Below are 13,203 nucleotides of genomic sequence, written 5' to 3'. Positions count from 1 at the left end.
CCTTCGTTTTGCAAATGCTCCTTTATATTCTTTTGTTCCAGAGCATAAGCTGTTCAACTTCCTTTTAAACATCCGAAAAATGGAATCGCTATCATTTTATTCATGCTTTGACTAGTACTTCTCTATTATAACATGAAAAAATTAAAACGTTTTAAAAGTTGAGAAAATTTACAAAAATGAATTATAATTAAATAATGTAAGCGTATACATTTTTTTAGGGGGAATAAAAATGAATTTTGAATTAACCAATGAACAAAAGATGATTCAACGGACGCTCAGAGAGTTTTCAGAAGCGGAAGTAGCACCGAATGCACTAGAGCGCGATCGAAGTAAGCAATTTCCGCTTGATGTTTTTAAAAAGTTAAGTGAGCTTGGTGTAATGGGGCTTCCTTTTCCTGAAGAGTATGGAGGCGGAGGAGCAGATACGGTTAGTTTTGCTATTGTCGTAGAGGAATTAAGTAAAGCTTGTGGCTCTACAGGAATTACATACTCAGCTCATGTTTCGCTCGGGGGGGCACCTATTTATTTATTCGGAACAAAGGAGCAAAAAGAACAGTACCTACCTGCTTTATGCTCTGGGGAATCTTTTGGAGCGTTTGGTTTAACCGAACCGAACGCAGGAAGTGACGCGGGGGGAACGGAGACCGAAGCAGTGTTGAAGGATGGAACATTTAGGATTAATGGAAGTAAATGCTATATTACGAATGCCAGCTATGCAAAGTTTTTAGCTTTAACGGCTGTTACAAATCGCACAGAAGGTAAAAAAGAAATTTCAGCTATTATCGTGCCTACAGAAGCTCGAGGTTTTACTGTAATAGACAATTACGAGAAAATGGGTCTACATGCTTCAAATACAACTGAACTCGTTTTAGAGGATGTTGAAGTGCCTGAAGAGAATTTACTCGGTGTAAGAGGAGAAGGTTTTAAACAATTTCTAATGACGCTCGACGGAGGAAGAATTGGAATTGGCGCAATGGCCGTTGGAATCGCTCAAGCGGCTTATGAAAAAGCACTGTCATATGCGCAGGAAAGAAAGCAATTTGGGAAAGCTATTTCATCGTTTCAAGCGATTCAGTTTAAATTAGCTGATATGGCGATGAAAATTGAGTTAGCAAGAAATATGGTGTATAAAGCAGCGTGGTTAAAAGACCAAGGAAAGCCATTTACGAAAGAAGCTGCTATGTGTAAACTGTATGCTTCTGAAATTTGTATGGAAGTAGCCAGTCAAGCTGTTCAGATTCATGGAGGATACGGCTACATGAAGGAGTATCACGTGGAGCGGTATTTACGAGATGCCAAGCTTTTAGAAATTGGAGAAGGAACTTCAGAAATTCAGCGCTCGGTTATCGCAAGGCAAATTGGCTGTTAAGATAAGTAATAAGAAATTAGTTAATTATGTAAATAAAACCCTTTCACTTATGAGCATTTTCAAGTAAAATAAAAGTGCTTATACTATTTTGTTATTTCTAGGGATGGGAATACATAAAGGGGGTATAGTGAGTGAAGCGAAATCCGCTAATACCATTTTTATTAATTGCGGTAATTGGGATTGCTTTAATGTTAACGCTTTCGTTCAACGGATTGAACAATGCAAAAGAAATCGCGGCTGAAAAAGAAGGCGGTGGCGCGGAACAGCAGGCTTCAGCTAAACCAGAAGAAATTTATCAAAAAACTTGTATTGGTTGTCACGGTGATCAGTATCAAGGTGGAGTAGGTCCTTCGTTAAAAGGAATTGGGAAAAAAGTTTCTCAAGACGAAATTGCAGATATTGTTGTGAACGGTAAAGGAAACATGCCGGCCGGGCTGGTTCCTCCGGAAAAAGCGAAGGAAATGGCTAAATGGGTATCAGAAATTAAATAGAGTTCAGAAACATGATTTTCTGGAAAGCCGCTCATTTATAAAGCAGGCTTTTTTTTTATGATTTTTTTATACGCATTCGGCTAGAATGAAAACATGAAGAGAAATAGGAATCATGCAGCTATCTATGTTAAAATAATGAACAGTAATCACATAGAGAATAGGTGACAAAATGAATGAATTAAACTTATCAACAAGACTTGAAGAAGTAGTAAAGTCGATTCCTTTGGGAGCAAAGATAGCAGACATTGGCTCAGATCATGCGTACTTGCCGTGTTTTGCTTATTTAAATGGATATATTAGCGGTGCCGTAGCAGGAGAAATTACAGAAGGTCCTCTTCAATCTGCTATTCAGCAGGTGAAAAAAACAAGCTTAACGGACGTTATTGACGTTCGAAAAGGAAATGGCCTAGAAGTAATATCACCGAATGAAGTAGACTGTATTACAATCTGCGGAATGGGTGGAACGCTTATTACGATGATTTTAGAAGAAGGAAAGGCGAAATTAGAAGGCGTCAAAAGACTTGTGCTTCAGCCGAATATTGGTTCACATCATATTCGCAGCTGGTTGATTCAACATAACTGGGAAATCATTGATGAAAAAATCATCGAAGAAGACGGTCGTATGTATGAAGTCATCGTCGCTGAACCTGGAAACGCCTTAGCTCCTTATAAGGGTGAAGTGGAAGCCGGTGTGTTAATGGGCCCTATTTTAAAAGAAAAGCGCTCTTCTGCTTTTATTGCAAAGTGGACGTATGAACTAAATCATCTTCAACAAATTGTCAGCCAAATGGAGCAGGCTCAATCAGAGGAAAGCAAAGTAAAACTTCAAAAACTTACCCAAGACATCTCATTAATTGAGGAGGCGTTAAAATGAGTAAAATCCCTAACGGATTTCAAGTAATTGAAGCATTTGAATCATTTTCTCCCAAGCATTTAGCGGTTGAAGGAGATAAAATTGGTTTGCAGATTGGAACGTTAAACAAGCCTGTAAAAAAAGTAATGGTAACGTTAGATGTTCTTGAAACCGTTGTAGACGAAGCGATTGAAAAACAAGTGGATTTGATTATTGCTCATCATCCTCCTATTTTTAGACCTCTAAAACAAGTGGTTACAGATCGTCCTGAAGGGCGTATTTTAGAGAAATGCATCAAACATGATATTGCCGTATATGCTGCTCATACAAACTTAGATATAGCTAAAGGCGGAGTAAATGACTTATTGGCCGAAGCATTGGGGCTACAAGAGACAAAAGTGCTGGTTCCAACAACGTCTATTGAGCTGAAAAAGCTTGCTGTATTTGTTCCTTCAAATCATGCTGAAGCAGTGCGCACAGCTATTTGTGATGCGGGAGCTGGACATGTTGGCCTTTACAGTGACTGTACGTTTTCAACAGAAGGCGAAGGCACATTTAAACCTTCTTCAGAAGCCAATCCATACATTGGCTCAAAAGGAGAGCTAGAACGTGTCAATGAAATAAAGGTTGAAACTATTTTTGAAGCAGGTCAACAAAATAAAATTATTCGTGCCCTGCTCAGTGCTCATCCTTACGAAGAAGTAGCCTATGACATTTATCCAGTGGAACAAACGGGCGAAACGCTTGGACTTGGACGAATTGGTAAGTTAAAAGAAGAGATGACGTTAAAACAGTTTGCCGATCACGTTAAACAAGCATTGGATGTAGATGGTGTCAGAGTAGTAGGGTCTATGGATGCCACTGTGAAAAAAGTAGCTGTTCTTGGCGGAGACGGAAACAAATATATTACAAACGCAAAATTTAGCGGAGTAGATGCCTATGTAACAGGTGATTTGTACTTCCATGTTGCGCATGATGCAATGGCAATGGGATTAAACGTTGTAGATCCTGGTCATCATGTTGAAAAAGTCATGAGACAAGGTGTAACGCGTGTATTAAACAGTCTTTTTAATGCGAAAAACTTTGAGTGTGAAGTATTTGATTCAAAAGTAGACACAAACCCATTTACGTTTATGTAACAAAGAAGGTGTTGACGAATGTCAACACCTTCTTTTGCATCTATTAAGACGATTTTTTTGTTCGAACTTTTGGTAAAATTTTTGAAAGAGGTACGCTTTTTTCACGTGTCCATGTTGTTTCATCTTCCGGATCGAACTGATCTAGAAAATTGATGACCTCTTTTGTAATTGGAGTAGGGGTAGATGCGCCTGCCGTAACAGCTACGGTTTTCGCGTTCATCAACCATTCGATCTGAAGCTCTGAGATGTCACCAATACGATATGCCTCAGTGCCGGCAATCTCCATTGATACTTGAGCTAAACGGTTTGAATTGTTACTTTTAGGATCTCCTACTACGATTGTAACATCTGCTTCACCTGCTTGCTCGGCTACAGCTTCTTGGCGAACTTGTGTAGCTAAACAAATTTCCTTGTGAACTTCAGCGTGCGGATATTTTTCTTTTACCTTTTCCATTACTTCTGCAACGTCCCACTGACTCATTGTTGTCTGGTTTGTTACAATGATTTTCTCACGTTGAATATTTAAATCGGCTACGTCTTCTGCTTTTTCAATTAAATGAACGATATCTGGTGCGATACCAAGTGCACCTTCTGGCTCAGGGTGATTTCGTTTTCCAATATAAATAACGTCATAACCTTCTTTTTCTTTTTGGCGAATAAGGTCATGGGTTTTTGTAACATCCGGACATGTAGCATCGATTGTTGTTAAGCCTTTTTCTTTTGCTCGTTCTTTTACTTCTGGAGATACTCCGTGCGCAGTAAAAATAACGGTTCCTTCATTTATCTGGTCTAAGATTTCTAGGCGATTAGCACCGTCCAGTGTGATAATGCCGTCCTCTTCAAACGCATCTGTAACGTGTTTATTATGAACAATCATTCCTAAGATATAGATTGGTCGAGGCAATGATTTATCTAAAGCGGCGTTTCGTGCAATGACCATTGCGTCTACTACACCATAACAATAGCCGCGCGGTGCAATTTTAATAACTTTCATTTCAATTTCCTCCTCATCATAATCCTGACGAGCAATTCAACTCGCTTCTATTATATAAAAGAGGAAGGAAGAATACAAAGATATTCTTTTTTAACTCACTGTATTTCCTTAAGGAATCAGCAGATTTATCAAATATAAAGTTTTGGTTTAGACACCTGATCTCTAGAGGAAAGTTCAATTTCTTCTTCGAAGAAATCCAGCTCATCATCGGATGAATCCGTGCTTTCTGCGCCTGCTGATAAAACCTTACTGTCTTTACTTTCATCAGTTTCAGAAACCTCTGTTCCTTCTGCTTCGAGTACTTCATCTGTGTCATCACTTGAGCGCAAGGCCTGATAGATTTTCCATAGAGAAGGAGCATTTTTGACAAGAGGTCCGTATTGTTGAATCATAGGTCCCATCGTTTCCGCAGCTTTTAATACTCGCTGAACATTCCCCATCATGGAGCTCAAGTTAGCAGGGTTCGTTAATCCTTGCAAACCTCCAAGCAGGGAAGAAGAGTTAGTCGCTCCTGCAGCACCTTGGGCTCCTGAAAGGCCAGAAAACAAAGAACCTCGAGGAGCAGCGGCAGCTGCTTGTTGAAAGGGGATGTTTCTATTCCCGCCTCTTCGGAATAGGCGAGTTAAGAAGTTACCTCCTCCACGGTTCAGGCCTTGCTGATTCGGGTAAAATGATTGTTGAGCATTTGTTTGCTGGGCAAAGTTACGGAACTGCTGTAATGGATTAAATTGGCCAAAGTTACCAGGTTGTTGCCCAAAGCCGTTTTGCGGTGGCATTCCTGGCATCATTCTTCTTTGCATACCGGGTGGAAATGGTGGTCTTCGCTGTAGCAAAGGACGCACCTCCTTTAGTAAAGTAGATTTTCTTTTACTATCGTATGCAACTCGCGATAAAATGTTTTTGAAACAGGTAATAAGTTTTAGTAATATGAATGAGAAGTAGTCACAGAAGGAAAAATCGATTATAATCATATATTGTGCCTTAAAAGATGAACGTGAATGTAAAAAAGGAGACTATTATGGAAAAAACAAACTTTGAACGTTTTGAGTTTCAACCATTTTTAATAGAAGCAATTAAACAATTAGGTTTTTATCAGCCTACAGAGATTCAGGAGCGATTAATTCCTTCTGTTTTAAAAGGGGAAAGTGTAATTGGTCAGTCCCAAACAGGGACAGGCAAAACACACGCTTATTTATTGCCTTTACTTGAAAAGGTAGACCCTAAAAAAGAAGAAGTACAAGTTGTGATTACCGCTCCAACTCGTGAGCTTGCTTCTCAAATTTATCAAGAAGTATTAAAGCTAACAAAACACAGTGCTGAAGGAGAAGAAATTTCAGCAAAATGTTTTATCGGCGGTACAGATAAGCAGCGTACAATCGACAAATTAAAGAAACAGCCTCAAGTGGTTGTAGGAACACCGGCTCGTTTGTTTGATTTAGTAAATGAAAAAGCGTTAGTTGTGTATACAACTAAGGCGTTAGTAGTAGACGAAGCTGATTTAATGCTTGATATGGGATTTTTAGAAGATGTGGACCGTTTGGCAAGCAACATGCCTGAAAAATTACAGATGCTTGTTTTTTCAGCAACGATTCCTGAAAAATTAAAGCCATTCTTAAAAAAATACATGGAAAATCCAAAATTTACGCATGTTTCGCCGAAGCAAGCAGCAGCGGCTAAATTAGAGCATGTATTAGTTCCACTACGTCATCGTAACAAGTTTAAGCTGCTGCACGATATGCTTATTTCGTATAATCCTTATTTAGCTATCGTCTTTACAAATACAAAGAAAATGGCGGACGAAGTAGCAGATGACCTACTGTCTAAAGGCTTAAAAGTAGGAAGAATTCACGGAGACTTATCTCCTCGTGACCGTAAGAAAATGATGAAGCAAATTAATAATTTAGAATTTCAATACGTAGTAGCGACAGATTTAGCAGCTCGCGGTATTGATATTGAAGGGATTTCACACGTTATTAACTTTGAGCTTCCTTCAGATCTAGATTTCTACATTCACCGCGTAGGCCGTACAGCTCGTGCTGGTCATTCTGGAATTGCTGCTACAATCTTCGATGTGGAAGATGAAGATGCAGTAAATAAGCTAGAGAAAATGGGAATCGAGTTTGTAAACAAAGATCTTCAAAAGCAAGAATGGGTTTCCATCGATGACCGTAACCGCCGTAAAAAGCGTGTGAAGAAAGCGGATGAAGTGGGAGAAGAGGCACATCGCTTTATTCAAAAGCCTAAGAAAGTAAAGCCTGGCTATAAGAAAAAACGTGCTCGTGAAATTACAAAGTACGTGCAAAAGAAAAAGCGTAGTGAAAGACGCAACAATCGTTAATCGCAATAGGTTAGAGGTGTAAAAAAGAATGTTGAAAATTGGTTCTCACGTATCGATGAGCGGCAAAAAGATGCTTTTAGGAGCAAGTGAAGAGGCAGCTTCTTATGGAGCAAATACGTTTATGATCTATACAGGCGCTCCACAAAATACTCGTCGCAAAAAGATTGAAGAGCTTAATATTGAAGCTGGTCTTTTGCATATGAAAGAGCATGGAATGAAAGATATTGTTGTACATGCTCCTTATATCATTAATTTAGGGAATACAACAAAGCCCGAAACATTTGAGCTTGGAGTAGATTTCTTAACGTCTGAAATTCAGCGCACCCATGCTCTTGGCGCAAAGCAAATTGTTCTTCATCCAGGGGCTCATGTGGGGGCCGGAGCAGATGCTGGTATTCAGCAAATTATCAACGGTCTAAACGAAGTGTTGACAGCTGATCAAGAAGTTCAAATTGCGCTTGAGACAATGGCTGGAAAAGGAACAGAGTGTGGAAGAAGCTTTGAAGAAATCGCCCAAATTATTGATGGTGTGACGCACAATGAAAAGCTCTCTGTTTGTTTTGACACATGTCACGTACATGATGCTGGTTACGATATCGTTCAAGACTTTGACGGTGTATTAAATGAATTTGACAAAACCGTAGGAATACAGCGAATTAAAGTGCTTCACATCAATGATAGTAAAAATGTATGCGGTGCTCGAAAAGACCGTCATGAAAACATTGGGTTTGGTGAAATCGGATTTGGTGCACTGAATTATATTGTTCATCACCCAGCGTTTAAAGAAGTTCCTAAAATTCTAGAAACTCCTTATGTAGGAGAAGATAAGAAAAATAAAAAAGCGCCATATAAATTGGAAATTGATATGATTCGTGCACAAAGCTTTGATTCAGAGTTAAAACAAAAGCTTATGTAATTTCATATGTGATTGAAAGAGGTCATGTCTATAGACATGACCTCTTCTTTTACATCAACTGCTGAAATAATTCGTTCACTCGTCTGGCAGTTTCACGATCTGTTACTTGAGCAATTTGTTTGATTAAATTTCGGCGCTCTTCAAGGTTATAAATATTTACGGGCTGCTGTCTAATGACAGATACAAGCGTGTGTGCCTGCTGATCTGTAATGGGGATGTTGTATTGTTTGCTATACTTTAAAAGCTCTTTCGGGGTAATGTTGTTTACTTTCTTATTGACAATCTGCTGTACAATTTTCATATGATTACCTCCTCGTCATATACAGTTTATGAATAAAAAAGAAAGATGTGACTATATTGTGTAATAAAACAACGTTTTGAGTCGGATAAATTTACGGAGGCAAGAAAGCCAAGGAGTGAAACGGCTTAGTTTACAAATAAAAGACAATCCTGTATACTACATTAATGACTAAATCGTAATGATTCTGAGAAAGTAAATGGGTAACGGAGTATACGATAGAAACCGTGCCCTCTTTTGTATGGAGAAATATAAAAAAAGAATGGTGAGGCGCATATGAATACACCTGATATCATTGAAATTGATCATTTATCATTTCAATATGATGGAGTGAATGTATTAGAAGATATAAGTTTTTCAATTCCAAAAGGAGCTTTTTTGGGTCTCGTTGGTCCAAATGGTTCTGGGAAATCAACGCTAATCAAGTGTTTGCTTGGTTTGCAAAAACCATCTCAAGGTGCAATTCGTTTATTTGGAAAAGATCAGAGAAGGTTTAAAGAACGAAGTAAAATTGGATATGTATCGCAAAAAGCGAATAGTTTCAACAGCGGCTTTCCTGCTACCGTTTTTGAAGTGGTTTCCACGGGTCTTACTTCAAAATTAGGTTTGTTTCGCTTTATGAATGCTGCTCATAAACAAAAAGTAAAAGAGGCGGTAGAAGCAGTGGGGATGAGCGAATTTTTAAATCGAAACATAGGAGAACTATCCGGTGGTCAGCAGCAGCGAATTTTTATTGCGCGCGCACTTGTAAGTGAACCCGAGCTGTTAATTTTAGATGAGCCAACAGTCGGAGTAGATGCACAAAATGTGTACACTTTTTATGAGCTTCTTGAACAGTTAAATAAGGAAAAAGGAATTACGCTTGTGCTTGTTACTCACGATATTGGCACTGTCTCAGAAAAAGTAACCCACGTTGCTTGTTTAAATAAATTTCTACACTTTCATGGGAATGCCAAAGAATTCGAACAGCTTTGTGAACATGACGTATCTATGTTTTATGGTCATAATGTTCATGTGTTAACCCATGATCATCATCATGGAGGGCAGCACGTATGATAAGCAGTTTATTTCAATTTGAGTTTTTACGAAATGCATTTTTAACCGGTATGATTATTGGCGTCTTAGCTCCTTTATTGGGCACGTTCATCGTAGTAAGACGTCTTTCTTTAATTGCAGACGCGTTAAGTCATGTGACGCTAGCGGGGATTTCTGCGAGCTTGCTTCTTAGTCAGAAAATAGGGTTTATGCAAGGAGTGAACCCCGTCTATTTAGGGATGGTATCTTCCGTTACAGGCGCTCTTTTTATTGAAAAACTTCGAAGCGTCTATAAGCATTACCAAGAGCTGGCCATTCCGATTATTTTATCGGGCGGAATTGGTATTAGTGCAATTTGTATCTCGCTAGCGGACGGTTTTAATAATGATTTAATGAATTATTTGTTTGGAAGCGTAAGTGCGGTGAGTCGTTCGGATCTCTGGACAGTTGTTGTCATAGCCGTATTTGTCATAGCTATTGTCTTTTTCTTATATAAAGAATTGTTTATTTTATCTTTTGACGAGGAGCACGCTTCTGCTTCTGGGATTAAATCGAAGTGGATGCACTTTTTATTTATTGTGATGGTTGCTCTTGTCATTGCTGTATCGATGCGTATCGTCGGTATCTTATTAGTGTCATCTCTTATGACTCTTCCTGTAGCAGCAAGCATTCGCTTAGCTAGAGGCTTTAAACAAACGATTCTGCTTTCGGTAATTTTTGGTGAAATATCTGTTTTAGGCGGATTATTTTCAGCGTACTACTTGGATTTAGCACCAGGCGGTACAATTGTTGTCATTGCTGTTGTTATTTTAATCATATCTATTATGATTAATAAAGGACGGAAGGGGAAACAAAAATGAATTTAACTGAAGCCATTCATTTATTAAAAGATCAAGGATATAAACATACAGGAAAACGTGAAGAAATGCTTTCTTTGTTTTCGAAGTCAAACAAGTATTTAACAGCAAAAGATGTATTAGAATATATGAAGCCTGATTATCCTGGCCTGAGCTTTGATACAATATACCGTAATTTATCATTATTTGTGGAATTAGGTGTACTTGAAACGACGGAGCTTTCGAGCGAAAAGCACTTTCGATTTAAATGTGCAACTGCTCATCATCATCACCACTTCATTTGTTTAGACTGTGGGAAAACAAAAGAAATTGAAGCTTGTCCGATGGAACACGTAAACGAGGATTTGAGAGGATATAATATTACAGGCCATAAATTTGAGATTTACGGTCAATGTATCGAATGTAATCAATAAAAAAGAGAGGGCGTTAAGCACCTCTCTTTTTTTATTTTTGCTGTTCTTTTAACCAGTTGGCTACCCACTGATCTGCTTCTAGCCAATTGTATACGCGAACCACTCCTTTTGGAACAGGTAAGCGATTATAAGGAGTATCAAATAAGATAACGGGAATATTGCATTCTTCACTGATTTCACAGGCATTATCATGTTTGTCTTCAAAAAAGATGTCAACATCATATCGTTTTGCTGTCTCAACTTTAAAATGAGAGCCTACTAACTCAATGTGATGAAACGATAGTTCATTTTTTTGAAACCATTCTTCTGTGACGTCCAATAGCTTATCGTGCCTTGCACTAATAAAGAATAATTCGTGCTTTTGATGCCATTTTTGCAAAACCGCTTTTGCATCGTCTGCAAGTGGAGAGGTTTCGTAAATAGACCGTTCATTTGCTTTAAACCATTTCCCCAGTTCTGTAGGTGATACATTTACAAAAGGGCTGAAATCATACTCTGTAATATCTTCAAGTGTTAAATTTAAGTTAAAGGCTTTATTTAAATGAGGAACAAAAGTTTCAGGAGAAGTAACAGTTCCATCAATGTCAATTCCAAACTTTTTCGTCAACTACGTGCACTCCTTTAATACGTTTATTCTACCTAGGTGCTTAATTATTCTTGTCTAGTGTAACATAAAGCTCAAAGAGAAACAGTAATACTTTTTATACGCTTTTGGCAAGACGTAATGATCACTGCACGGCCTAGTGATTGCGTCTATATTTGTTTCTTGTAAGAGAATGAACAGCTGTATAAGATTGACACTTATAATTTTCCCTCGCATTCAGATACTATAAATGCTCCTTATTTACGAAAGCGAGGGATTAAGCATGGAGAATGAAGAACAAAGGCGTAGAAAAGATGTATATGAAGCTGATTTCATGGAAGAAACTGCAGCTGAAGTAGGTGTTCCTTACCGAGTAGGAGAGCCTCATGCAGAGCGTGAAGTAATAGATGTGGATCGCAATCGCAATCATGAAGTCGCTGAACGAGGAGAAGGAACGGGATACGGTCGTTTCGCACTCGTGCTTTCAATTCTTTCACTATTCTTTTTACCAATTATTCTTGGTGCCGCTGGGATTATTCTAGGGTTTATCGCACGCAGAAAAGGAGCACTTACGCTAGGAGCATGGGCAATAGGGATCGGAGTTGTATCGATTATTGTCGGTACGTTTATATTACCGTTCTTTTCATAAAAAAAGCGAGGCGCATATGCGCCTCGCTTTTTTTATTATGATTTAGCTGCAGCTTTTTCAGCTTCTTGCTTTGCGTGATATTCAGCAGCAATTTTATCAATTTCTTTTTTTAGTTCCTCAACCATTGTTTCTTCAGGAACTTTGCGTACGATTTCACCTTTGCGGAATAAAAGACCCTCACCGCGTGCTCCTGCAATCCCGATATCAGCTTCACGAGCTTCACCAGGACCGTTTACAGCGCAGCCAAGTACCGCTACTTTAATCGGTGCTTTTACAGTTGAAATATACTCTTCAACTTCATTAGCAATGCTAATTAAATCAATTTCAATGCGTCCGCAAGTTGGACAAGAAATAAGGGTTGCAGCATTGGAAGCTAAACCGAATGATTTTAGCAATTCACGCGCAACTTTTACTTCTTCTACAGGATCCGCACTTAAAGAAATACGTAATGTATTTCCAATTCCTTTAGATAAAATAGCGCCAAGACCTGCTGCGCTTTTTACAGTTCCTGCAAATAATGTACCGGATTCTGTAATTCCTAAGTGAAGAGGGTAGTCAAATGCTTGAGCAGCTTTTTCATAAGCTTCAATTGCCAAGTTAACATCCGATGCTTTCATTGAAACGATGATGTCATGGAAATCAAGGTCTTCTAAAATTTTAATGTGATGAAGTGCACTTTCTACCATGCCATCTGCTGTCGGATAGCCGTATTTATCTAAAATACGTTTTTCAAGTGAACCGGCGTTAACTCCAATACGAATTGGAATATTTTTAGCTTTTGCAGCATTTACAACAGCTTCCACTTTTTCACGGCGTCCAATATTACCTGGGTTGATACGGATTTTATCCGCTCCGCCTTCAATTGCTTTTAACGCTAAGCGATAGTCAAAATGAATATCTACAACTAATGGAATGTTAATGCGTTTTTTAATTTCAGGGATTGCATCTGCTGCGCGCTCGTCTGGACAAGCAACACGAACAACTTGGCATCCTGCTTCTTCTAAACGTTTAATTTCTGCAACCGTTGCTTCAACATCATGTGTCTTAGTGGTTGTCATACTTTGAATAACTAACTCGTTGCTGCCTCCGATTGTTAAATCTCCAACTTTAACCGGGCGTGTTTTTGTACGATGTATAATTTCACTCACGTGATAATCTCTCCTTCAAAATGAAATCAAGAATTTGAATTCATTAATAGAATAACTCTTTATGAACAAAATAACTAGTAGAAAGTACTACCTTAGCTATTTTAACAATGACTATCCCAT

Annotated in this window: 15 protein-coding genes; 10 read left to right on the top strand and 5 right to left on the bottom strand. The window is 38.5% G+C overall.

Translation table 11 applies throughout. The annotated features are described in order from the left end of the window. The first annotated feature begins 229 nt into the window (after window positions 1–229). The 4 genes from ACO1DI_RS07350 to ACO1DI_RS07335 all read left to right on the top strand — a co-directional run bounded on the left by ACO1DI_RS07350 (window position 230) and on the right by ACO1DI_RS07335 (window position 3,852). Entirely contained in the window at window positions 230–1,369 is a 1,140-nt protein-coding gene (locus ACO1DI_RS07350; RefSeq protein WP_013059218.1) for an acyl-CoA dehydrogenase family protein, read from the top strand. 131 nt (window positions 1,370–1,500) lie between these two features. Beyond that, window positions 1,501–1,860, top strand: coding sequence for a cytochrome c550 (cccA, locus tag ACO1DI_RS07345; RefSeq protein ID WP_013085044.1), 360 nt, complete (start codon window positions 1,501–1,503; stop codon window positions 1,858–1,860). A 169-nt stretch (window positions 1,861–2,029) separates the two neighbouring features. Then, on the top strand, window positions 2,030–2,734 hold the full coding sequence (locus ACO1DI_RS07340) for a tRNA (adenine(22)-N(1))-methyltransferase (protein WP_423145188.1): 705 nt from the start codon (window positions 2,030–2,032) through the stop codon (window positions 2,732–2,734). Then, window positions 2,731–3,852 (top strand): Nif3-like dinuclear metal center hexameric protein, encoded by a 1,122-nt coding sequence (locus tag ACO1DI_RS07335; protein WP_423145187.1) that lies wholly within the window; start codon window positions 2,731–2,733, stop codon window positions 3,850–3,852. Before ACO1DI_RS07340 ends, ACO1DI_RS07335 begins: the two co-directional genes overlap by 4 nt. 43 nt (window positions 3,853–3,895) lie before the next feature. On the opposite strand, the gene ACO1DI_RS07330 is transcribed toward ACO1DI_RS07335, so the two are convergent. Both ACO1DI_RS07330 and ACO1DI_RS07325 read right to left on the bottom strand, forming a co-directional pair. Beyond that, window positions 3,896–4,846 carry a 4-hydroxy-3-methylbut-2-enyl diphosphate reductase gene (locus ACO1DI_RS07330; RefSeq protein WP_014458200.1) on the bottom strand — a complete coding sequence of 317 codons (951 nt, stop codon included), beginning with the start codon at window positions 4,844–4,846 and terminating at the stop codon, window positions 3,896–3,898. Between the two features lie 128 nt (window positions 4,847–4,974). Further along, a complete protein-coding gene (locus ACO1DI_RS07325; protein ID WP_423145186.1) occupies window positions 4,975–5,688 on the bottom strand; it encodes a YqfQ family protein in 714 nt (237 codons plus the stop codon). Between the two features lie 176 nt (window positions 5,689–5,864). Between ACO1DI_RS07325 and ACO1DI_RS07320 the strand changes: the two genes are divergently transcribed. Both ACO1DI_RS07320 and ACO1DI_RS07315 read left to right on the top strand, forming a co-directional pair. Then, a complete protein-coding gene (locus tag ACO1DI_RS07320; protein ID WP_013059212.1) occupies window positions 5,865–7,184 on the top strand; it encodes a DEAD/DEAH box helicase in 1,320 nt (439 codons plus the stop codon). 28 nt (window positions 7,185–7,212) lie between these two features. Next, window positions 7,213–8,100 (top strand): deoxyribonuclease IV, encoded by an 888-nt coding sequence (locus tag ACO1DI_RS07315; RefSeq protein WP_115654924.1) that lies wholly within the window; start codon window positions 7,213–7,215, stop codon window positions 8,098–8,100. 49 nt (window positions 8,101–8,149) lie between these two features. On the opposite strand, the gene ACO1DI_RS07310 is transcribed toward ACO1DI_RS07315, so the two are convergent. Continuing rightward, complete coding sequence (locus ACO1DI_RS07310; RefSeq protein ID WP_013059210.1) at window positions 8,150–8,401, bottom strand: DUF2624 domain-containing protein; 252 nt, start codon at window positions 8,399–8,401, stop codon at window positions 8,150–8,152. Window positions 8,402–8,674: 273 nt separating this feature from the next. Here ACO1DI_RS07310 and ACO1DI_RS07305 point away from each other — a divergent pair, with 273 nt between their 5' ends. The 3 genes from ACO1DI_RS07305 to ACO1DI_RS07295 are packed head-to-tail and all read left to right on the top strand — an operon-like array spanning window position 8,675 to window position 10,703. Then, entirely contained in the window at window positions 8,675–9,454 is a 780-nt protein-coding gene (locus ACO1DI_RS07305) for a metal ABC transporter ATP-binding protein (RefSeq protein WP_014458204.1), read from the top strand. Continuing rightward, on the top strand, window positions 9,451–10,293 hold the full coding sequence (locus ACO1DI_RS07300; protein ID WP_013059208.1) for a metal ABC transporter permease: 843 nt from the start codon (window positions 9,451–9,453) through the stop codon (window positions 10,291–10,293). Before ACO1DI_RS07305 ends, ACO1DI_RS07300 begins: the two co-directional genes overlap by 4 nt. Then, window positions 10,290–10,703 carry a Fur family transcriptional regulator gene (locus ACO1DI_RS07295; RefSeq protein WP_014458205.1) on the top strand — a complete coding sequence of 138 codons (414 nt, stop codon included), beginning with the start codon at window positions 10,290–10,292 and terminating at the stop codon, window positions 10,701–10,703. The genes ACO1DI_RS07300 and ACO1DI_RS07295 overlap by 4 nt, the downstream gene beginning before the upstream one ends. A gap of 31 nt (window positions 10,704–10,734) precedes the next feature. Here the strand turns inward: ACO1DI_RS07295 and ACO1DI_RS07290 are convergent, their stop codons facing one another. Then, a complete protein-coding gene (locus ACO1DI_RS07290; protein ID WP_423145185.1) occupies window positions 10,735–11,310 on the bottom strand; it encodes a 5' nucleotidase, NT5C type in 576 nt (191 codons plus the stop codon). A 259-nt stretch (window positions 11,311–11,569) separates the two neighbouring features. Here ACO1DI_RS07290 and ACO1DI_RS07285 point away from each other — a divergent pair, with 259 nt between their 5' ends. After that, a complete protein-coding gene (locus ACO1DI_RS07285; protein WP_014458207.1) occupies window positions 11,570–11,935 on the top strand; it encodes a hypothetical protein in 366 nt (121 codons plus the stop codon). A 35-nt stretch (window positions 11,936–11,970) separates the two neighbouring features. On the opposite strand, the gene ispG is transcribed toward ACO1DI_RS07285, so the two are convergent. Then, the gene (gene ispG, locus ACO1DI_RS07280; RefSeq protein ID WP_201763664.1) at window positions 11,971–13,074 is read right to left on the bottom strand and encodes a flavodoxin-dependent (E)-4-hydroxy-3-methylbut-2-enyl-diphosphate synthase; all 1,104 of its coding nucleotides are present in this window, start codon (window positions 13,072–13,074) and stop codon (window positions 11,971–11,973) included. Window positions 13,075–13,203: the final 129 nt, after the last annotated feature.

Source organism: Priestia sp. 40 (genome assembly GCF_049368575.1).
Taxonomy (GTDB): domain Bacteria; phylum Bacillota; class Bacilli; order Bacillales; family Bacillaceae_H; genus Priestia; species Priestia zanthoxyli.
This window is presented reverse-complemented; position numbering and strand designations above follow the sequence as displayed.

What these genes read in the sequence shown, in the direction of transcription:
- ACO1DI_RS07350 (WP_013059218.1), top strand. Translation starts at nt 230, where the DNA reads ATGAATTTTGAATTAACCAATGAACAAAAGATGATTCAACGGACGCTC.
- ACO1DI_RS07340 (WP_423145188.1), top strand. Translation starts at nt 2,030, where the DNA reads ATGAATGAATTAAACTTATCAACAAGACTTGAAGAAGTAGTAAAGTCG.
- ACO1DI_RS07335 (WP_423145187.1), top strand. Translation starts at nt 2,731, where the DNA reads ATGAGTAAAATCCCTAACGGATTTCAAGTAATTGAAGCATTTGAATCA.
- ACO1DI_RS07330 (WP_014458200.1), bottom strand. Translation starts at nt 4,846, where the DNA reads ATGAAAGTTATTAAAATTGCACCGCGCGGCTATTGTTATGGTGTAGTA.
- ACO1DI_RS07320 (WP_013059212.1), top strand. Translation starts at nt 5,865, where the DNA reads ATGGAAAAAACAAACTTTGAACGTTTTGAGTTTCAACCATTTTTAATA.
- ACO1DI_RS07315 (WP_115654924.1), top strand. Translation starts at nt 7,213, where the DNA reads ATGTTGAAAATTGGTTCTCACGTATCGATGAGCGGCAAAAAGATGCTT.
- ACO1DI_RS07310 (WP_013059210.1), bottom strand. Translation starts at nt 8,401, where the DNA reads ATGAAAATTGTACAGCAGATTGTCAATAAGAAAGTAAACAACATTACC.
- ACO1DI_RS07305 (WP_014458204.1), top strand. Translation starts at nt 8,675, where the DNA reads ATGAATACACCTGATATCATTGAAATTGATCATTTATCATTTCAATAT.
- ACO1DI_RS07300 (WP_013059208.1), top strand. Translation starts at nt 9,451, where the DNA reads ATGATAAGCAGTTTATTTCAATTTGAGTTTTTACGAAATGCATTTTTA.
- ACO1DI_RS07295 (WP_014458205.1), top strand. Translation starts at nt 10,290, where the DNA reads ATGAATTTAACTGAAGCCATTCATTTATTAAAAGATCAAGGATATAAA.
- ACO1DI_RS07285 (WP_014458207.1), top strand. Translation starts at nt 11,570, where the DNA reads ATGGAGAATGAAGAACAAAGGCGTAGAAAAGATGTATATGAAGCTGAT.